At 37.8% G+C, this 20,618-nt stretch carries 23 protein-coding genes; 3 read left to right on the top strand and 20 right to left on the bottom strand.

The window, feature by feature from the left end; all coding sequences use genetic code 11:
* Positions 1 to 21 precede the first annotated feature (21 nt).
* The 3 genes from QFZ31_RS31060 to deoD all read right to left on the bottom strand — a co-directional run bounded on the left by QFZ31_RS31060 (position 22) and on the right by deoD (position 3,272).
* A complete protein-coding gene (locus QFZ31_RS31060; RefSeq protein WP_307310736.1) occupies positions 22 to 1,518 on the bottom strand; it encodes a S41 family peptidase in 1,497 nt (498 codons plus the stop codon).
* A gap of 146 nt (positions 1,519 to 1,664) precedes the next feature.
* Positions 1,665 to 2,462, bottom strand: coding sequence for a D-alanyl-D-alanine carboxypeptidase family protein (locus QFZ31_RS31055; protein WP_373459890.1), 798 nt, complete (start codon positions 2,460 to 2,462; stop codon positions 1,665 to 1,667).
* Positions 2,463 to 2,567: 105 nt separating this feature from the next.
* Positions 2,568 to 3,272: a purine-nucleoside phosphorylase gene (gene deoD / locus QFZ31_RS31050; RefSeq protein WP_307310734.1), complete on the bottom strand. Its 705-nt coding sequence runs from the start codon at positions 3,270 to 3,272 to the stop codon at positions 2,568 to 2,570.
* A gap of 157 nt (positions 3,273 to 3,429) precedes the next feature.
* On the opposite strand from deoD, the gene QFZ31_RS31045 reads away from it, so the two are divergent.
* Positions 3,430 to 3,558: a hypothetical protein gene (locus tag QFZ31_RS31045; protein ID WP_257029162.1), complete on the top strand. Its 129-nt coding sequence runs from the start codon at positions 3,430 to 3,432 to the stop codon at positions 3,556 to 3,558.
* 108 nt (positions 3,559 to 3,666) lie between these two features.
* Here QFZ31_RS31045 and QFZ31_RS31040 read toward each other — a convergent pair whose 3' ends face one another.
* The 5 genes from QFZ31_RS31040 to QFZ31_RS31020 form a co-directional block, all read right to left on the bottom strand.
* Positions 3,667 to 5,235 (bottom strand): IS1182 family transposase, encoded by a 1,569-nt coding sequence (locus QFZ31_RS31040; RefSeq protein WP_307302690.1) that lies wholly within the window; start codon positions 5,233 to 5,235, stop codon positions 3,667 to 3,669.
* A 156-nt stretch (positions 5,236 to 5,391) separates the two neighbouring features.
* The gene (locus QFZ31_RS31035) at positions 5,392 to 5,700 is read right to left on the bottom strand and encodes a YodL domain-containing protein (protein WP_179596130.1); all 309 of its coding nucleotides are present in this window, start codon (positions 5,698 to 5,700) and stop codon (positions 5,392 to 5,394) included.
* Positions 5,701 to 5,799: 99 nt separating this feature from the next.
* Complete coding sequence (locus QFZ31_RS31030; protein WP_307310733.1) at positions 5,800 to 6,570, bottom strand: sporulation protein; 771 nt, start codon at positions 6,568 to 6,570, stop codon at positions 5,800 to 5,802.
* Between the two features lie 13 nt (positions 6,571 to 6,583).
* Positions 6,584 to 7,384, bottom strand: coding sequence for a serine/threonine protein kinase (locus QFZ31_RS31025; RefSeq protein ID WP_307310732.1), 801 nt, complete (start codon positions 7,382 to 7,384; stop codon positions 6,584 to 6,586).
* A 356-nt stretch (positions 7,385 to 7,740) separates the two neighbouring features.
* Positions 7,741 to 7,914, bottom strand: coding sequence for a YozD family protein (locus QFZ31_RS31020; protein WP_081954691.1), 174 nt, complete (start codon positions 7,912 to 7,914; stop codon positions 7,741 to 7,743).
* A gap of 180 nt (positions 7,915 to 8,094) precedes the next feature.
* Here QFZ31_RS31020 and QFZ31_RS31015 point away from each other — a divergent pair, with 180 nt between their 5' ends.
* Complete coding sequence (locus QFZ31_RS31015; protein ID WP_179596136.1) at positions 8,095 to 8,262, top strand: hypothetical protein; 168 nt, start codon at positions 8,095 to 8,097, stop codon at positions 8,260 to 8,262.
* A 10-nt stretch (positions 8,263 to 8,272) separates the two neighbouring features.
* Here the strand turns inward: QFZ31_RS31015 and QFZ31_RS31010 are convergent, their stop codons facing one another.
* The 10 genes from QFZ31_RS31010 to QFZ31_RS30965 all read right to left on the bottom strand — a co-directional run bounded on the left by QFZ31_RS31010 (position 8,273) and on the right by QFZ31_RS30965 (position 17,595).
* Positions 8,273 to 8,983 (bottom strand): hypothetical protein, encoded by a 711-nt coding sequence (locus tag QFZ31_RS31010; RefSeq protein ID WP_179596138.1) that lies wholly within the window; start codon positions 8,981 to 8,983, stop codon positions 8,273 to 8,275.
* Positions 8,984 to 9,141: 158 nt separating this feature from the next.
* Positions 9,142 to 10,425, bottom strand: coding sequence for a TRAP transporter large permease (locus tag QFZ31_RS31005; RefSeq protein WP_307310728.1), 1,284 nt, complete (start codon positions 10,423 to 10,425; stop codon positions 9,142 to 9,144).
* A gap of 13 nt (positions 10,426 to 10,438) precedes the next feature.
* On the bottom strand, positions 10,439 to 11,008 hold the full coding sequence (locus tag QFZ31_RS31000) for a TRAP transporter small permease (protein ID WP_307310725.1): 570 nt from the start codon (positions 11,006 to 11,008) through the stop codon (positions 10,439 to 10,441).
* Positions 11,009 to 11,042: 34 nt separating this feature from the next.
* Positions 11,043 to 12,056, bottom strand: coding sequence for a TRAP transporter substrate-binding protein (locus QFZ31_RS30995; protein WP_307310722.1), 1,014 nt, complete (start codon positions 12,054 to 12,056; stop codon positions 11,043 to 11,045).
* A gap of 139 nt (positions 12,057 to 12,195) precedes the next feature.
* Positions 12,196 to 13,032, bottom strand: coding sequence for an SDR family oxidoreductase (locus tag QFZ31_RS30990; RefSeq protein ID WP_307310720.1), 837 nt, complete (start codon positions 13,030 to 13,032; stop codon positions 12,196 to 12,198).
* Positions 13,033 to 14,109 (bottom strand): mannonate dehydratase, encoded by a 1,077-nt coding sequence (gene uxuA / locus QFZ31_RS30985; protein WP_307310717.1) that lies wholly within the window; start codon positions 14,107 to 14,109, stop codon positions 13,033 to 13,035.
* A 40-nt stretch (positions 14,110 to 14,149) separates the two neighbouring features.
* Positions 14,150 to 15,169, bottom strand: coding sequence for a zinc-binding alcohol dehydrogenase family protein (locus QFZ31_RS30980; protein WP_307310714.1), 1,020 nt, complete (start codon positions 15,167 to 15,169; stop codon positions 14,150 to 14,152).
* A 292-nt stretch (positions 15,170 to 15,461) separates the two neighbouring features.
* Positions 15,462 to 16,103, bottom strand: coding sequence for a bifunctional 4-hydroxy-2-oxoglutarate aldolase/2-dehydro-3-deoxy-phosphogluconate aldolase (locus tag QFZ31_RS30975; RefSeq protein WP_307310711.1), 642 nt, complete (start codon positions 16,101 to 16,103; stop codon positions 15,462 to 15,464).
* A 149-nt stretch (positions 16,104 to 16,252) separates the two neighbouring features.
* A complete protein-coding gene (locus tag QFZ31_RS30970; protein ID WP_307311875.1) occupies positions 16,253 to 16,912 on the bottom strand; it encodes a GntR family transcriptional regulator in 660 nt (219 codons plus the stop codon).
* A gap of 464 nt (positions 16,913 to 17,376) precedes the next feature.
* On the bottom strand, positions 17,377 to 17,595 hold the full coding sequence (locus tag QFZ31_RS30965) for a YozE family protein (protein WP_306073833.1): 219 nt from the start codon (positions 17,593 to 17,595) through the stop codon (positions 17,377 to 17,379).
* Between the two features lie 115 nt (positions 17,596 to 17,710).
* Here QFZ31_RS30965 and QFZ31_RS30960 point away from each other — a divergent pair, with 115 nt between their 5' ends.
* Entirely contained in the window at positions 17,711 to 18,814 is a 1,104-nt protein-coding gene (locus QFZ31_RS30960; protein WP_307310709.1) for an AI-2E family transporter, read from the top strand.
* A 36-nt stretch (positions 18,815 to 18,850) separates the two neighbouring features.
* On the opposite strand, the gene QFZ31_RS30955 is transcribed toward QFZ31_RS30960, so the two are convergent.
* Together QFZ31_RS30955 and ablA are read right to left on the bottom strand one after the other, a co-directional pair.
* The gene (locus QFZ31_RS30955; protein WP_179596144.1) at positions 18,851 to 19,129 is read right to left on the bottom strand and encodes a YokU family protein; all 279 of its coding nucleotides are present in this window, start codon (positions 19,127 to 19,129) and stop codon (positions 18,851 to 18,853) included.
* 10 nt (positions 19,130 to 19,139) lie between these two features.
* Positions 19,140 to 20,573: a lysine 2,3-aminomutase gene (ablA, locus tag QFZ31_RS30950; protein WP_307310704.1), complete on the bottom strand. Its 1,434-nt coding sequence runs from the start codon at positions 20,571 to 20,573 to the stop codon at positions 19,140 to 19,142.
* Between the last annotated feature and the right edge of the window lie 45 nt (positions 20,574 to 20,618).

Here is a 20,618-nt window from a genome sequence, read left to right as displayed (position 1 = left end):
CAAACGGTCCAGACCTCTTCATTATTTCATTTCCTCTTTTAGCACTTCCACTGCCTTTTGAAGCTGAGTATCATTGGTTTCAATCATTTCTCTCAGTTTTTCCATTAATTTGATAGTGGAATCCCCTTTTAAAACGCCATCAGCAGGTAAATTATTAGCCTCTTGGAAACTGCTTACAGCTGCTTGGGTTTTTTCATCAAAGAATCCATCTTCACGACCAGGATCAAAACCAATCACTTTAAGCATTTTCTGTGCGGATTCAACCTCGGTGGAAGAGCTAGATAGCTTCAGCTCTTTATCTGGGTTTATAATTGGTAAAGAAGCATACTCAGGAAGCGGAACTTCGAAATCAGGTTTTATTCCCTTTTTATGAATCCAGTTCCCATTTGGAGTCAACCATTTAGCAGTTGTAAATTTAATATTTGATTTATCTGGGAAATCCTTGGCAGTTTGAACAGTTCCTTTACCAAAAGAGGTTTCACCTACAAGCTTTACTCCAGCAGATTCACTTACCGCTCCAGCAAGAATTTCTGACGCGCTGGCACTGCCTTTATCAATTAATACAACTAATGGGAAGTCAGGGTTTCCATCATTTTGTGAAGGATATTCCTCCGTCTTTCCATTACGATCTTCTACTTTCAATATCAACTTCCCTTTTGGAACAAACATACTCGATATACTAATAGCTTCATCTAATAATCCACCCGGGTTTTGTCGTAGATCCAAGACCAAGCCTTTCATACCTTCTTTCTGAAGTTCATTTAACTTTGCCGTAAGGTCTTTTGACGTATTGGTAGAGAAACTAGTAACTTGAACCTTAGCGATCCCATCACCAACCATCTCACCATAAACCGTTTCAATCGGAATAACATCGCGAATAATCGGAACCTTAACAGGGGCATCTGTTCCTGGCCGTTGGATGGTCAACTCAACTTTTGTACCTTTTTTACCGCGAATGATGGTCACCGCTTCACTCGAAGTCATCCCTTGCAGGCTTTTGCCATCTACTGACGTGATGATATCATTCGGTTTCAATCCCGCTTTTTCTGCTGGTGATCCTTTAATTGGTGAAACAATAGTAATATGGCCATCTTTCTCTTGGATTTCAGCACCGATTCCTTGGAAAGATGAATTGATAGAGCTATGAAAGTTTTCTGCTTCCTCCACACTCATATAGTCTGTATATGGATCATCAAGTGCCTTTACCATCCCATCAATAGCCCCATTGATTAGTTTTTTCTGGTCAAGTTCCTCAAAATATCCGCTTTTTAATGTATCGTAGGCTGCGTAAAGTTTATCAAACTCTGACCTTTCTGTTCCTACTGTAATAACTTTTTCTTCTCCGAATGATAGAGCGAATGTTGTTATTCCAGTAGATAGTAATACAAGGAAGAAAAGTATCAATATAAAGTGAAATTTCTTAATGTGCACATATCCCGTTTTTTTATCTGTTACTTGTTCTTGTTCGGTATGTTCTTGTTCAACATTTTGTTCATCCAAAGCCTTCACCACTTTCATTGTCGAAAAAATATTATGTAAAACTAGCCCTTAGTGATTAGAATAACATCTTTTATTAAAAATTAACAAAGAAAAGTTATCATTATAAAAGGCTCTTTAAAAAAAAGCAGGCACATCCTGCCAAAAGGGGTGCCGTGCTTTATGTTCTACATTTTCTTTACTTCATTAAAATACTCTTCTAATGTCCAATTATGCTCGTACATAATCGTTGCGGCCTTCACTCCAACATAGCGAAAATGCCACGGCTCGTACATATAATTAGTAATATCAATCTTCTCTTTCGGATACCTTAGAATAAATCCAAAGCGATGGGCGTTATCCTTCAGCCATTTTCCTTCTGTTGTATTGGCGAAGGCTTCATTTAAGTAGAATTTATTGGATTTGCTCGAAATATCCATAGCTAACCCCGATTGGTGCTCACTCGCGCCTGGTATTGCTACAGCTTGTTCAGCTTTTTCAATCCCCACTCTATTTATTTCTGCATTAAACAATTGTTGTTGCCGGTTATAAGAGCGGTAACCGGAAACGGCATAAAGCTCAATCCCGCTTTTCTGAGCAGTAGAGAACATATTCTCTAAAGCTGTTGCGGCTTCTTCTCTCATTAAGCTTTTCTCTGTATCCACATCACCAAATGAGAACTCAACATCTGGTCTAACAAGATCCTGAGGAATATAATCATCCGGAAGGTAAAATTCTTTATTAACCAATGCCATAACATTAGTAGAATTCTGAATGACGTTTTTTCCATCAACCTCTTTAATATCATTGAAAAAAATCGATTCTAAACTAAGTGGATCATTTATCTGTGTTTCTTCTTTTTGTTCATGGCTATTACCAGAATCATTTGCAGTGAACGGGAGCTTATTTAATAGTGAATTGATTTGACTGCAACTACTTAATAGTACAGTCATAGAACCAATCAATAATACATTTTTCCATATCATTACTCTCACCTATCTATCTTTCTTCATCCTTTATGCACTATATCTATTTTTACCAAAAAGGTCAATAAGAAAACCCCTTTCATTAAGCGAAAGAGGTCAATAGTCTTATTCTTTTGTTGCTGCTTCTAATGCAACTTCAATCATATCGTTAAAAGTTAATTGTCTCTCTTCAGCAGTTGTCTCTTCACCCGTTAAAATATGATCACTTACAGTTAAAACGGATAATGCTCTGCGGTTAAATTTAGCAGCTAATGTATATAAAGCGGTTGTTTCCATCTCAATAGCCAGGATCTGATACTTAGCCCATTTTTCAATTTCACCATTGTCATTGTAGAAAGAGTCTGCTGTAAAAATGTTGCCTACTTTTAGATTTAAACCTTTTTCCACACCTGCATCATAGGCCTTTCTGAGCAAATCAAAGTTAGCACACGGAGCAAAATCGACGCCTCCAAAGGTCATACGATTCATGTTAGAATCAGTTGAACTTGTCATCGCTAAAATAACATCGCGTACTTTTACATCCTTTTGGATCGCACCACAAGTGCCGACACGGATTAAATTTTGAACATTGTAGCTGTTCATTAATTCGTTCACATAAATGGAGATTGATGGAACTCCCATTCCAGTTCCTTGTACTGAGATTCTTTTTCCTTTATAGGTACCAGTAAAACCAAACATATTCCTTACTTCGTTATAGCATTTTGCATCTTCTAAGAAGGTTTCTGCAATATATTTAGCCCTTAGTGGATCTCCAGGCAATAATACCGTTTCTGCAATTTCATTTTCCTTCGCACCAATATGTACACTCATAAAATAAATCCTCCAATCATTTAAGTGAAGTCCTAACCTCACACTTGTCAATATATCATAACCAATTTAGATTGAAAAACCTTTGATTGAAATGGTCATGTTTTTTGTTATTTGTGGGAAGCTATTTTTAGATTATCCAAAGGAGGTCCATTACATTATGGGAAAAAAGCATAGAGCACAAACGAATCGCCCTAAGAAAAATAATCACGTTCCACCGGAGGCAATCATAGCAGAACATGAAGCACATGCAAAAGAAAATAGTGCTGCCGGCGGAAGAAAGCATTAAACGACAACAAGAGGCTGGGACATAACTAGCTTCAAATAGTGAAAAAGGTGAAATTGAGTGTGCTCAATTTCACCTTTTTCTATTTTTATTCATAATTGTTGTTTATTCTTAGCTGTTAGCCGTGAATTTTCGTAAATTCACGGCCATTAACGCTAGTCCCATTTCGTTTTCAACCTTCGATTTTCCACGTACAGAAAATCGAGTAAAACGCAAATTAGCCTTCAAGAATCCAAAAACTGGCTCCACATCGATTTTGCGTTTTCGATAGATCGCACTCGTTTTTTCTTCTGAAAGCTTCGCTCTCACATATTCTTTTTGTTGTTCCCATTTCTTGTTCACCATTAACGTTCGATTATTGCCTTCTTTTGCCTTCGTACATGATGAACGGAATGGGCATCCCGAACAGTCTTCACATTTATAGATTTTAAACTCTCGTTTGAAACCTGTTTTATCCGTGCGTACAGAAGAATATTTAAATACAAGGCGTTGCTGGTTCGGGCAAATGTATATATCATCTCCTTCATTATACTGCCAGTTGTCTGGATTGAATTCGTTTTGTTTATATTTTTTATTTTGCTCTTTCAAGTACATGTTATATGTAATGAGCGCTTCTCGTTTACGATTGGAAAGGATATCTTCATAATTTTGCTCACTGCCATAACCTGCATCTGCGACAATATGCTTTGGTAACTTAAAATAATGTTGCTCAATTTCATCCAGGAACGGGATTAACGTTCGTGTGTCTGTCGGATTTGGAAATAAACTATAGGCAAGTGCGTATTGACCTTCGGTTGCGAGTTGTACATTATAACCAGCTTTCAATTGACCATTTTTCATATAATCATCTTTCATGCGCATGAACGTCGCATCGTGATCTGTTTTTGAATAACTATTACGTGTGTCAAAGATTTCGAAATCTCGTTGATATTTCTGTGTTCGCAAGATGTAATCAAGCAACTGTTTGCGCACCTGCTTGGGATATTTCCTCTCACTCCTTAACGCCTTTCGTTCCACTACGTCTGACGATGCTTCTATTTTTTTGTCATACTCGGTAACCATATCATCTACTTTTTGAACCATTTGACCAAGTTCCTCAAGCGATAACTGTTCTTCACTTTCTCGTTCAATCTCAGGTATGATTTCCTTTTCAAGTAGCTCGTTGTATAGTTCATTTGACTTTTCAATTAATGCTGTGTGATATTTCTCAATCGATTTCTTCCAGACAAACGTAAACTTATTCGCATTCGCTTCAATCTTTGTGCCATCAATAAAAATTGCATCTTGATCGATAAGTTTTTCTTCGACTAATTGGCAACGGAATTGGACGAAACATTGGCGAATTAATTCTTTCACTTCTGATTGAACACGGAATCGGTTGATTGTACGGTAGCTTGGTTCATGCCCCTGAGCCAACCACATCATACGGATACTGTCTTTTAATAGGGCTTCAATTTTGCGCCCTGAGAAGACAGATTGCGTATAGGCACATAAGATTATTTTAAGCATCATGCGTGGATGGTAGGCAGGACAGCCCTCATTTCGAAGAAATGGTTCCAACGCTTCCTGAGGGATACTTTCAACTAAATGATGGACATGGAAGGCAATATCATTATTTTTTAATTTTACTTCTAAATCTAAAGGCAAAACTAATTGATTCATGATATAATTTTTAAACATAAGGACACTTCTTTCTGATTTTATTTTGTGTGGTAACTTAATTTTATCAGAAGTTGTCCTTATTTTATTGAAAAAAATAAAGCCGGTGAAATTTTACGACGAGTAAAATTTCACCGGCTTTTTCATTCCAGAGGAGGGTTTTGTCCCAGCCTCTTCTTAACGTATATGAATTCGATTAATAGGCTGCCAACCGCCGGGCTTTAGTTGATAGTAATGCTGTCCTCGGCGACCTTCATCAATTAATACGATATCTCCAGTCGTGAGAAATCGTCCTTTATAATTCGATGGTATTCGATCGGTAACATTAAAGAGACTAAATGTTTCCTCCAAACAATTTTCGTGGTTTCCCGCACGAATGAAGGTACGAAAAACTTGTTTGTACCCTTTGTATTCTCTGTACTTTGGAGTTTGAAAGATTGTCACATCATATTGAATATTAGCTCTTCTTGTTATCGCCTTGATCATCTTATCCCCTCCAATCATTAAAATAATTGTCATTACTTTAATAATTAGAGATGAACATTGAAGAATCCTTCAGAGAATTTCGTCTTTTTTTGTCGACGATTAAGAAAATCTCTGAATAACGCTTTGAATTTGCTGCTGAAGATTTGGAATATCTGCGGATGTAACCGATAATCTTACATTGGTTTCATCCAAACCTGCCGCTTCTGCAAATAGTCCTCCCAATCCACGAGCACGACGATCAACCTGTAAAAGTAATTCAATTTCACCATTTCCAGACGGTCGCAATACTACTTCAAGTTCATCTAATCTTCCACGGAAAGGGCCGGAGGTCGGAACATATTCAAATTCTTGTACAAAAGGCAGTCGACCTCGTACTTTGTATGAAGCTTCTTCACAATCCGCCTCACGCAAACGGAATCCAAGACCATCAACGGCATTAAAGATGGCATTCATTAAAGGATTCGGTACAACTTGTATATAGTCTTTATCGCCAGGATCCACTGCATTTTTAATGTCTAAACCTGTCGTAACCCAGATTTTAGACCTTCCAATTGACAATGGCGTGTCTAGTGGAAGCTGGAAGGAAAAAGGTATTTCCTTTCTGTCATTTTTTCCAATTGTAAATGGACTGGTAATTCGAAAACGATCGATAGTAGCTGTGACATTATACTTTTTATCATCTGACTCTTTCAAATAGGTAGTATTTAATGATAAATATATATCATCTACCTGCTGGTCTACCTTTCCACCTTTGATTTCTACTACACCGTTAACCGTTTCCCCTGGAGTGTACGTATCCCTCTCAAGCTTTGTGTCAACCGTAGCAGAACCAATACCTACACTAGCAAATACTTTGTCAAAAAAAGACATCCTAATTTCCTCCTTATTTCCCAATTAATATTTTCATATCAGACTTTACTTGTTCACAGCTTTCATAGCAATCTTCTATTTGCAAAAGCCTGCTTATAATGTGCTTCGCAAGATGTGATATCTCCAATTCTTCTTCCCAACTGCTTTCCTTCTTATTTTCTGGAAAAGAAAAGTTAGAGTAGAGTAAAAACAGTAAAAAATGCCCAAGACCATAAAAGTCTGCCTGCGGATTGATCTCTTTTCGTATATTTCTTTTTGTTTTATTGAGTTTATTAATACCTTGATCATCATATTTGCTTGCGAGCCCTAAATCAATGAGTGCAATTTCAGAACCATTTGTAATGACATTGGGAATCCTTATATCTCGGTGAATAAGCCGATGTTCATGTAAATAGTTTATGAGTTCTAGTACATCATGGGCTATTTTGAATGCCTCTATTTCTGAATACTTATGGCCATCTTGAAAGATTAACTGTTCAAAATTCTTCCCTTCAATATATTCCATTGTATAAAATGGGATATTTTTGTATGTGCCATCCTCATAGTATCTTGGAAATCCAGGGTGTTTGATTGAAAGAAGCAGCTTTTTTTCAATCTCGAATGTATTTCTCCCTGACCTGGTGATTCTTTTATGGATTCGCAACGCCTTTAACACTTTTTTTTGTTGTGACAGTAGATCAAAAACTAAGTAACTGTTTCCGTAACTTCCCGCACCAAGATGGTTCATCACCTTGTATCGGTGTGCTATTATTTCATTTTGCTGAAATCGGCTTTCTATTTTGTTAGCCGTAAATAGAATGATTCTTTTAAACATATAAGTATCTAACTGCTAAAAAAGCTCGAAGAGAAACTGCCACTTTTATGCTTCTTTTTGTAATGTTTATGGCCTAAGTGTTTATGTTTCTGATGGTTCATTTTTTTCCAGGCATTACTTGAATGTGAATATTTTTGATGATGAGATTTACTTCCTAGAATTGACTTTAAAATCTTTTTTAGCATCATCATTCCTCCTTAGCCTCGTTGTATGTAATACGGGAAAGTAATAGGAAAGTTTCACCCATCAAAGAAATAATAAGAAAAAATTTTCGCAAACAAAAAGCGAGCAGATTCAAATGCTCGTCTTTCGTTACTTCTTATTATAAAGATGAATAAATTATCGTGATATTTTACCTATTCATCTTCTACTTCTTCGTCGATAATACTTTTCTCGATGAGATACTCGAAGGTGATATCAGCGATTTCTTCCAATTCTTCTTCCGTAGGAACGTATCCTCTTTTCACCAGCTCATGAAAGAAAAATTCAGCAATTTCTTCCGTATCAATAAATACTTCAATTTCTCTCATAGCATCGCCCCCTTTTTACAGAATGTATGATGAATTCTGCTCATTCATGCTATTTACTTCTAGAAGAATCGGTAAATATTCTACAGCTTAAACATAGAGAGCAAAATAAAAGAATAAATATGTCTTTTTTTCTTAGGACAAGCATAGGATGAATAAAAAGAACTATTATGAGGTGATCGTATGTCAAATCTACAAGCAAAATTTGAAGCTATTTTGGAAGATGTAAATCAGGAGGATGGATTGATCATCACTGCCTTTGAGAAGATTTTAGACGGTCTTTTTTTTCTAATAAAATGGGGTGGGATTCCTTTGGTTATTTACTTACTAGTGTCCATTTCCACTTGGTAAAATGTAAAAGCTAGACATGGCTTTTACCATCGTCATTTACGACACTTTTTAATTTTCTTAGAATGACTCGCATAACTTGATAATACTCCTGGTCGTTGAACATGTTATATAGAATTTTGTAATCATTAAAAATGTCTAATAAATTATCGATTAGCTGCTTCTTTTCCTTTTTTCGTTCAATTTCTTCAAGTTCTGCTTTTCTCACGATGTTTTTTTGTGTTTTTGAAATTGCCACCTGCTGCTTCTCTTCATTATTTACTAGGTAAAGAAGCCCTAACTTTTGAATAAAAGTATCCGCACTCTCAGCGTCTGCAACGAGTGTCATTTCCTCTTCACCCGCTTCTAGCCATTCCCCATCACTAATCCTTGATAGTTCGTAGATGACATCTTCCCATGCATCTTCTTTGTAGCGCCAAATTTCTGTTCGAAACCCGACAATTTTAAACAAATCGGAGCCATATCCAGCGACCTGTACTAAATCACCGAAAAAGAATTTGTATTCGATATCAATTTGTTCCTGTTCCACCAAAGTTCCTTCGTATTCTGAAAGAAGCTGTAGTCCTGATTCAACAAAAAGACCATCACTTTTATTCACTTCATATACATAATTTCCGTCAATCAACTTGACATCTGTTACTTTGCCAACTGTACCATACATCGTTATCACGACCGTATCACCGACCTTATACTTCGGTATATTCCTTCTTTTCATATCCTCCATCCTCTCAATGATGAGTCGTGAATTTTGATTACAATAGTATATGCACCATTCGAAGTATCGCTCACAACGGAATAAAAGAAAAATCGCCTCTTTTTGCAGAGGCGATTTCACCTATGTGATTAACTTTCTCACTTTTAGGGGTCTGACCCCATGATGCCTTATTCCCCAGAGAAAAACTCCATTGGAACGGTTACTAATTCTGGAATAAAGATTAATAAGAATAAGATAACAACTTCTACAATCAAGAACGGGGTGATGGACTTAATCAAACGTTCCATACTTATTTTACCTGCACCAACCGCAACATTTAGAACGGTTCCAACTGGTGGGGTTAGAAGTCCAATAACATTGTTCAATACAAACAATAGACCAAAATAGACTGGGTCGATTCCTGCTGCTTCGACAACAGGCATTAACACTGGTGTTAAAATCAAGATGGTTGGATTTACGTCCATGGCCATACCGACCAAAATAATAATGATGTTAATTACGATTAAAAGAAGCAGCGGACGATCAATTAACGGAGCTAAAAACTCAGAAATGTCTTGTGGAACATTCCCTACTGCCATCAACCATGCAGACACCATCGCAGCCGCCGCTAACAACATAATAACACTTGATGTTTTCGCTGAACTAATTAAGCTCTCCATGACATCTTTTGGCTTTAGATCCCGATAGATAAACATTCCGATGATCAACGCGTATACAACAGCAACCACACCGGCCTCTGTAGGAGTAAAAATTCCACCTCTAAGACCAATTAAGATACCAACAGGCATTAAAATCGCCCAAACCGCATCCAAACAAGCCTTCGCCATTTCTTTAAAACTAGCACGCGGAAGTGTTTTTACCTTGTCCTTACGCGCTACCCAAGCCCAAACAAGACTAAGAGCAATGGCAATATAAATCGCAGGAGCAATTCCTGCAATAAATAGATCGGTAACAGAAACTCCCGCTGTTACCCCAAAGACAATCATTGGAACAGATGGCGGCATAATTGGAGACACAATGTTACCGCTTGCAATCAATGCCGTCGAACGGCCGCGGTCATAACCAGCCTGTGTCATCATTGGGATTAAGATGGCTCCTAATGCCGCCGTTGATGCAACAGCCGATCCTACTAAACTAGCAAATAATAAAATGGCTAAAATAGAAACATATCCTAACCCGCCGCGAATATGACCAACCAATGCAGTGGCTGCACGAACAATTCTTAGCGTTAGTCCGCCGCGGTTCATTAAATCACCGGCTAAAATAAAGAATGGAATCGCCATTAAGGAAAAGCTATCGGCTCCAACAAATAAATTTTGTGAAATAATCTGCGTATCAAAATCCCCTAGGAAAAACATCATGAAGACACCGCTTAATAGCAGTGCAAAGGCAATTGGCATCCCTAAAGCCATTGCACCAATCAGACTTGCTAAAAATACTCCCATTGTCATTGCCTATTCCCCCTTAGATGCTCAATTTTTTTGCAGAATTGGTGTTATTGTCACTGTTAACCTGTTCAACAATATCATCCTCTTCCGATTCATGCATAGTGACAAGTCCATCAATTTTATTTGGATCTTTTATCACCTTAACGATGTTTGTAATACAATTAACTCCAATACAAACAGCAGTCAGAATCATAATGCTATAAAGAACGGATATTGGAATTCCCGTTGCAGCCGCTCTAGCTTCGACACTCTGAACGACCATCTTAAAAGTTCCTTGAACAAGCATACCCATAACAACGAGAATCAACGTTTGATTTAGGAAATAGGCAACAATCTTTCCTTTATGCGGCAGGCGGCGGACAACAACATCCATTCCTAAATGAGAATTCGACCGCATCGCTCCAATGGCACCGATAAAGGTAATAAACACAAACAAATAACGAGCAAGTTCTTCTGACCACACGAGCCCTGAATTAAATCCAGCACGTAGAACGACATTTAGAAAAACGAATCCAACCATCAAAGCCATCATGATACCCAATAAATAATCTACATTTTTGAAAAGCTTATCCAAAAAATTGGACATAATCCTTCCCCCCCTTGTTCGAAAACCAATTCTCCTACTTAACAGCCTGAATTTGTTTAATCAAATCTTTTGCCCAATCATATTTTTCATAGAGCACTTCATACACTGGCTCCATCGCCTTCACCAATTTCTCTCTGTCCTCTTCAGTTGGAACCACATAGGTTAAGCCTGATTCCTCCAGGAACTTTCGATCCGCTTCAAGACTTTCTTGATATAAATCCCAGCTTTTATCAGACGTTGTATTCGCAACCTCTTGGAAAATTTCTTTTTCTTCCTCCGTCAACGTTTCCCAAAACTCATTGGACATCAACAATTCAATCGAGGATACCATATGGTTTGACTCATAAATATAATCCTGAACGTTATACCAGCCTTCTTGTCTAACCGTGGAAATTGGGTTGTCCTGACCATCGACCACGTTTTGTTCTAATGCAGTAAACACTTCCCCCAAATCCATAATTTGAGCATTTGCTCCGAGAGACTGTGCAACCTGAACGTGAATCGGGTTATTTGGCATTCTTAATTTAAGTCCTTTAAAATCTTCTACAGAGTTGATCGGTTTGCTAGAACTAAAAACACGTGCACCATTTGGATGCCAAGATAAAAATTGAAGAGGCTCCTGTGATTCAAGATTCTCTGCAATATACTCTCCGACTTCTCCTTGATATACTTTCCTTGCATGCTCAACATCTCTAAAAATAAATGGAAAGTCCGGAGTCGACATCATTGGAACTTCACTCCACATAACCGTACCAACCGCTGTAGCTTCAACGATACCACTGCGAGTAAAATCATATAATTGCTTTTCTCCACCTATTTGACCAGAATGATAGATTTCCACATTAAATTTTCCATTTGTCGCCTTTTCAATTTCTGGTTCAAATACCTCTAACAATGCCACATTCACCGGATGTGTAGGTGCAAACGGCGTCCCCACTTTCACTAAAGTACTTTTTCCTGCCACAGCATTCGAACTACAACCCGAGAGCGCAGCCATTCCTGTCAAAAGTACAACCCCTAATAAACCCTGTACGAATTTCTTTTTCATCCTTATTCCCCCCATCGCATAACTCTGTTTAAAGCGCTGTCATATCCATCAAATTAAAAACAGATTTTTTAATTTTTCTGTCTTCTTCAGTGGGAGCAGAATATAGGGGTTGACCCCTATATTCCAATATTTCAATAACCTATACCCCAGAATAGGCCATAAACCCGCCATCAACAGGAACGGTAATCCCTGTTACAAACCCTGAACATGACTCATCAACAAGCCAGAGCAATGTTCCAAGAAGATCTTCAGGTGTTCCAAATCGTTTCATCGGAGTATGTGTAATAATTTTGTTTGATCGTGATGTAAGTGATCCATCTTCATTTAATAATAGATTACGATTTTGCTTTGTTAAGAAAAATCCTGGTGAAATACTATTCACACGTAAGCCCGTTTCTGCAAAATGGACAGCCATCCACATCGTGAAATTGTTGATGGCACTTTTGGCTGCACTATAAGCAGGTACCTTTGTCATCGGCGAATACGAACTCATAGAGGAGATATTGATAATCGATGGGGCATCTTGTTCCAAAAGTGCTTCCCCAAACACTTGGCTTGCTAGAAATGTCCCCGTAAAATTACTCGCAAAAACCTGTGAAAAACCTGCTTCATCAAGATCAAAAAAGGTCTTGCCTTCCACTTCTTCGCCATAGGTTTCATTTGCAGTAATGGCGTCAGGATGGTTTCCACCGGCACCATTTATTAAAATATCAATCTTGCCAAATTGTTCAATGATTTCATCTCTTGCCTTTTCTAATGAAGTTCGATCAAGGACATTCGCTGCTAACGCAATGGCAATCCCGCCATTTGAGCGGATTTCTTCCGCGACCGCTTCCCCTTTTTCAACTGTACGATTTAAGATGGCAACTTTTACTCCGTGCCTTGAAAGTTCACGGCACATTTCTGAACATAAAACACCACTTCCACCAGTGACAACAGCCACTCTTCCATTTAACTGATTATGTATAGGTATCATTTACACGTTCTCCTTTCTCATTTTCATATAGGCATCCCATAGACCGTTCAAATACATAATTCCAAGTGCCCGATCGTACAATCCATAGCCCGGACGGCAATCTTCTTCCCATATATGCCGGCCATGGTCAGGTCTTACATACCCTTCGTAATCTTGCTCAGCAAGCTCTTTGACCACTCCTGCAAGGTCAATCGATCCATCTGCAGTAAGGTGAGACGTTTCAATAAAATCACCATTATCAAATATTTTTACATTTCGAAGGTGAGAAAATGGACTATACTTAGCGTACTTCTTAGCAAGAGCCACCATATCATTTTTCGAGTTTGAACCTAAGGAACCTGTGCAAAAGGTAATTCCGTTTGCACTAGAATTAGAAATGGATAGTAATTTTTTCAAACTTTCTTCCCCTGTCATAATGCGCGGGAGCCCAAATAAACTCCAAGGCGGATCATCGGGATGGATTGCCATTTTGATGTCACACTCTTCACATACAGGAAGAATTTCTGATAAGAAATAACGCAGGTTGTCCCAGAGTTTTTCCTCATTAATCTCTTTATACGCCTCAAACAATTCTTGAGTTGCTGCTAATTTTTCAGGTTCCCACCCAGCTAACGTCATCTTCGAAGAAGCACTCGCAAAGGTTTCGATTAACTCGTTCGGTCCAAGAGAATCAAGTTTTGCTTTCTCATAAAATAGTGCCGTTGAACCATCTGGCAGCGGGTGAAATAAATCTGTACGAATCCAGTCAAAAACAGGCATAAAATTATAACAAATCACTTTTACGTTAAACTCACTTAAATTTCGAATGGTTTGTTTGTAATTTTCAATATAATAATCTCGTTCTTGATTACCAATCTTGATCGATTCATGGATATTTACACTCTCAACTACATCAGCATGAAAACCAAATGATTGGATATAGTCGACTTCTTCTCGAATTTCATCAATCGTCCAAACTTCACCTACCTGTTTTTTATGCAGCGCCCAGACAATCCCCTTCACATTTGGAATTTGTTTTATTTGTTCAAGTGACACTGTATCATTATCCCTGCCATACCAACGAAATGTCATATTCATAAAAAGGACACCTACTTTTTTTAATTAACTCTTTTAAAATCTACTCAAAAACGATAAGCGCTTTTCTTACAATGTCAGGATTTTTCTCTACAAAAGTAAGAGCTTCTTTTACATCAGTTGAAGAAAATCTATGAGTGACCAAGCCATTTTCTTTTAGTTTGTTTTCATTTAATAACGAAACAACTTTCTTAAATTGATAGGTTTGAAGGCGTGATCCAACAATCGTCAATTCCTTTTTTGTAATTGGTAATTGTGGAATATGCGACGGTCGCTCATCAAAGCCAAGAACAACTACGGTACCGGCAACGGATGCGACGTTCAAACTCAACTCAAATGTAGATGGTAAACATACGGCATCAATGACAACATTGGCACCTTCTCCCATTGTAAACTCCATTATTTTCTCTTCAATGGATTCGCTTCCGGCATTAATTACAAGGTCAGCGCCATTATCCTTTGCAAAAGCAAGTCGCTCTTCTTTTAAATCAGACATAATGACTGTTGCTCCTGCAAGCTTCGCCATTTTCAAGACACAAATGCCAATCGGTCCAGAACCCTGAATGAAGACAGTATCCCCTTCTTCCACATTACCGCGCCATACAGCTTGAGCACCGATTGTATATGGCTCAGCTAAAACAATTTCATCCCAGTCCAGTGATGAATCAACCGCATGAAGTTGATTTTCAGGAAGGACAATATATTCACGCATTCCTCCATCCTCATGAACGCCAAAAACAGAAAGTTCGTTACACACATTCGGACGTCCTTTACGACATGCATAGCACTTCCCACAATAACGAATCGGCTCTATGACAACATGATCACCTGATTTTAGAGTGGTTACCGCTTCACCAACAGTCACAACTTCTCCAGCAACTTCATGCCCAACTACTCGCGGATAGGTGGCAAGCGGATTGGTTCCATGGTAAATATGCATGTCCGACCCACAGATTCCTACTCGCTTTATTTTTACAAGTACTTCATTCGGACTACTAATGACGGGTCTTTCAACTTCTTCTATAACAATCTCCATTGGTTTTGGAATACGAACAGCTTTCATTAAAGAACACTCCTATTCAAAATAGCTTTTGTAGGAACAAAGTAAACTGCTGCACAAAGGCAGCAAAGGAAATTGTTTATATCCTGAGAAACCGTACTTGGAAACATCCACTTATTAAAGCAACATCTTTCAATGTGCCTTTTTCATTCAACTTCAGCTCTTAAATCGATTTAGTAAATCAATTTAGGTAAAGTATTGGTAAAAACTCTTTCATTAACAATAACTTATTAAAAAAATCCTAGTAATCTACTTTTAGTTTAACCATTATACTAAAATAACGTTATATTGCTTTTTATTGCCATTTTGCTTCTTTAAATGCTTGACTGTAGGCACGTGCAGTCTGTTCTAACTGTGCTAGGTACTCCTCATTTATTTCCCGCTTTGTATTCACAAGGTTACTGCCAATCCCCGCTGCAACCGCACCTGCTCTCACAAAATCACCAAGATTTTCAAGATTCACCCCGCCTGTAGGCATTAACGGAATTTGCGGAAGCGGTCCATGGATATCTTTCAAATATTTTGGACCAAAAGCATGCGCTGGAAATACTTTGATTAGATCTGCCCCATTTTCATATGCAGTTAAAATTTCTGTCGGTGTTAACGCTCCAGGAATACTAAGTACGCCGTAACGCTTTGTCAGTTTAATCGTTTCTATGTTCACCGTTGGCGCAAAAACAAATCTTGCCCCTGCCATAATCGCTGCTCTAGCTGTTTCTGGATCAAGGACAGTTCCTGCCCCAGCAATGACTTCATCTCCAAGTTCAGCTGCTAACTTTTCAATCGCGGAAAGAGCTCCAGGTGTTTCAAGCGTAATTTCTAAGGCTATCACGCCGCCATTTTTTAACGCATTCGCTATTGGGATAATATTTTCTTCGGACGCACCACGAATAACGGCGACAATTCCCGTCTCTTTCATTTGATCAAGTAAAGTCATAAAATCACCTTTCCTAACGAATCACAAAGTTTTCATTTTTTAATAAAAATTTGCCCGATTTCTTCATACACAAAAGACAGCGGATACAAAACTATATAAAATTGAAGAACATAAAAATCATGCAATTTTCAATTTTATATTTTCGTTTGTTACTTAAAATAAGTAGGGTACTCTTTTCTAAGTTTTTCTTTATCCAAAATAATCATGGTTAAGTGTTTCTTCATCATATTAACAGCAGCTTCCTCCATGTTATTTTTAATGAATTTCACAAGGAGTAAATGCTGTTCATAGATGTTGTCCCAATTTAAATTGGTGGCTAAGCGTAACATCCGTAATCGTTTAAAATGAGTGTTCATACTTTGAATAGAATTCCAAATATTGTTTTTATTGCACCCTTCAAAGATGGTTTGATGAAATTCTTCATCTAGTTCAAAAAGCTTTTCATAATCTTTTTCCTTTATGGCCTTTTCTTGTCTCATTAAATTCATTTCTAACGAAAATATCTTTTCCTCCGGAAATGATTGACAAGCTAACTGAATAACCGCAACCTCTAAATGCTCTCTCATGAATCGTGCTTCTTCCACAAGATTTAAATCAATTAACGAAACGCACGTCCCCTTTTGAGGATAAATATCTAATAATCCATCTTGTGAAAGCTGAATGAAGGATTCTCTAACTGGTGTCCGGCTAACATTAAATTTCTCCGAAATTTCTTTTTCAGAAATTTTATCACCTGGTACAAGTCGGAATTTTAATATTTCTTCCATAAGAAGAGAATAAATCTGTTCCCTAGTTGTACCCGCTTTCATTTTTGCATCTATAATTTTCAAATAATCTCTCTCCTTATTACCACACTACCATACTAGTATGTCACTGATTCTAACATATCCATTTTCATTTGAGAAGCCATTTTTTGAAAAAATTCAAATTATTCTTTTTTACACCCTTTTAATAAACTGCGTCATGTCCTCTCCGATTTAGTCGGAATCCATAAGTTCGGGACTTGCACCCTATAAAAACTTATTAGGATTTCATCAATGTCCAATTTTTCTTCATTTCTTGATAAGCGTAAGTATATGGCTGCTAATGCCACATTTCATCACTCCTATATGTAAGAGCGAATCTGTTACTTTGCCACCTGTACCCTACATCGTTATCACGACCGTATCACCGACCTTATACTTCGGTATAACTTTGATGTATCGTACAATGGAGAAAAAGAAAAATCGCCTCTTTTTGCAGAGGCGATTTTTAGGCATTTACATAAATTCAATTAACTTTCCGATAGCACATAAAGCTCCCAGGCTTCATCAAATATAGTCATGGACTCTAGATAATGACCATTAAATTCAAGGTAAGAACTGAGCTCATGGTAGTCTTCCGATGTTTTTGGGAAGCTATGGTCCAAAAAAGCCTCATTTGCAAACACACTGATGGCATCCTTTGGTTCTGGGTGCCGGTATTTCATTAAGAAGTGATAAAATGATTTAATCATAACTTAGCGCCTTTCTATCCTGTGACAAAAATTGAATTAACTTAAAGATACAATAACAGAGTAAGATTTGATATAATTTTACCAAATATATAAAGAAACAGAGGTACATACATTGGCAAAGAAAAAATTTCAATACTGGTTAATTCAGGTCTTGTTAATTTTAACCATCATTTGGGTTTCAACTAAGATATCCTTCTTATTTGAACCAATCGGAATCTTTTTTTCAACCATCTTTTTCCCCATTCTGATTACGGGCTTTCTTTACTTTTTACTTAATCCAGTTGTTAATTTTCTACAGCGTCATAAAGTTCCCAGGCTGTTGGCCATCATTATCATCTATGTTGTCTTTATACTCCTTTGTGTACTTGCGATTGGAAACCTAATTCCTGCTATTACAAAACAATTTACCGCACTTGCTAACGAACTTCCAGTATATGCAGACAAAACCATGAAATTTATTGACAGTGTTATGAAATCATCTGAATTTAAATGGATCATGGATGAGCAAAAGGATATTCTCGAGACTATACAGAAAAGGCTTATAGAATTCGCCAATACCCTGCCAAACACGATTACCGGCAGCATTACGAACATCCTTGGTGTGATTACCAATATTGCGATTATTCTCGTTACGGTTCCTTTTTTATTGTTCTATATGTTTAAAGATGGGCACAAGTTCCCTACAGCTATCTCGAAATTTCTTCCGACTGCGTACAGGGAGGAAGGACTATCGATTCTGAAAGAGACAGGGGAGACTCTTTCTGCATATATTCAGGGACAGGTGACTGTAGCTTTGGCAGTGGGTACACTGGCATTTATCGGGTACCTCATCATTGATTTACCATTTGCACTCGTCATGGCCTTAATCGTAGCATTTACCAACATTATTCCTTATATCGGTCCAATTCTTGGAGGAGCACCAGCTGTTATTGTTGCTTTATTTGATTCACCTACGAAAGCATTATTAGTAGTTGTTGTTATTCTCATTGCGCAGCAGATTGAAGGAAATGTATTATCACCACTTATTCTTGGAAAAAGCTTAGACACCCATCCAGCAACGATTATTATCATTTTACTGGCTGCCGGAAATTTAGCCGGCGTGCTAGGAATGGTACTTGCTATTCCATTTTACGCAGTTATGAAGACCATTGTATTAAACCTGGTTAAATTTTTAAGAGCAAGAAAAAATGCTGCCAAATCCATCCAAACAGAATGATAAAAATTAACCCCTATCAGCAGATAGGGGTTTTGATTATGAAAAGTCAAAATAATTCCTCTTTAAAAGTCTCGGAAGAGCCATTAACTCCTCATAACTGATACATTTTCCTATTTTTTTTGTATCAATTAAAAATAATTGATCCTCAATTTTCTTAATAATCTCATCAGTTTGATATACCATCTTACAATCTTCGCAAGCAACTGCCGGTGTTTCTGTAATCTGAATCGCTCTAGTGCCGTCTGGCAGCTCCCAATAGACGGTATTCTCTCCTTTTTCGGCCGCCTGACCACACCATTCACATAATAATTCCATATTGATCCCTCTATTCCTCCTGAGGCTGCTTCCCATCAGACTCATTTTTTTCAGCAGAGGCTGGTTTTTTCTGCAATGCCTGGAATTTCTTTTCCTTCAATTCATCACGTTTACTTCGTTTGTCCTTGAGTGTGGAATGGTTAGGATTTTGAATGTATTCTTTACGACGATTTAGTCTTGTTAGACCCTCTGGAACTAGATTAAAATGCTGGTCATTCATAATTCCTGCTATCCCGATATTGGATCGTTTTTCCTCCATATCTGGGTAAACCTCTTTAAAATAAGCCTCTGCTGTTCCAGGCTTATAATTTTCTGGTTCAGGATAGGAGGTAATGACTCCTTCAAAGTTCCTGAGGACAACCTTTTCTGCACTTTGTGAAATTAAATAATTGGGCTGAAGTGAAATTTTCCCGCCACCTCCGGGACCATCCAAGACAAAAGTTGGTACCGCATAGCCACTAGTATGACCACGCAATCCTTCGATAATTTCTAGACCTTTAGAAACAGGTGCTCTGAAATGACCAATTCCTTCGGACAAATCGCATTGATAAATATAATATGGTCGTACACGAATTTTCACGAGATCATGCATGAGCTTTTTCATAATCGGAACACTGTCGTTGATACCGGCAAGGATGACCGATTGGTTCCCGACTGGGACACCTGCGTTCGCGAGCATTTCACAAGCCTTTTTAGACTCTTCTGTTATTTCAATTGATGTATTAAAATGAGTATTCAACCAAATTGGATGATATTTTTTAAAAATGTTACAAAGGTCCTCCGTAATCCTCTGAGGAAATACTACAGGTGCTCGAGTTCCAATTCGAATAATTTCTACATGGTCAATTTCACGAAGGTTTTTCAATATATATTCAAGGATATTATCATTAATAAGAAGCCCATCACCGCCAGATATTAATACATCTCGAACTTGCGGTGTTTGACGGATATAGTTAATGGCCGCATCCAGCTGTTTCTTTGGAACCCCCATTCCGATTTGTCCCGAGAAGCGTCTCCTTGTACAATAACGGCAATACATCGAGCATTGATTGGTAACTAGAAATAAAACACGATCTGGATACCGGTGTGTTAATCCCGGAACTGGTGAATCTTCATCCTCATACAATGGGTCTTCAAGATCGTATTTTGTTTTATGGATTTCTTTAGATATTGGAACAGACTGCATCCGTATTGGGCAGCGTGGGTCATCCGGATTCATTAGTGAAGCATAATAAGGTGTTATATTTAGTGGGATTGTCTTTGTTGAGATTCTAACGCCTTCTTCTTCATCTGGGGTTAAATTGATTACCTTTTTTAAATCGTCTAGTGTGCGGATCGTATTTGTCAGCTGCCACAGCCAATCATTCCATTGCTCCTCGCTTACATCTTTCCAAAGCTCTATATCTTTCCAATGCCTATCCGGCTTGTATAATGTGTGTTTCATGTGTATTCCTCCTTACCCTGCTTTACTTAGATATTATGCAAGAAA

Origin of the sequence: Neobacillus niacini (genome assembly GCF_030817595.1) — a bacterium.
GTDB classification, from domain to species: Bacteria; Bacillota; Bacilli; order Bacillales; family Cytobacillaceae; genus Neobacillus; species Neobacillus niacini_G.
The sequence above is the reverse complement of the archived record's forward strand: the minus strand, read 5'-3'. Positions and strand labels throughout refer to the sequence as shown.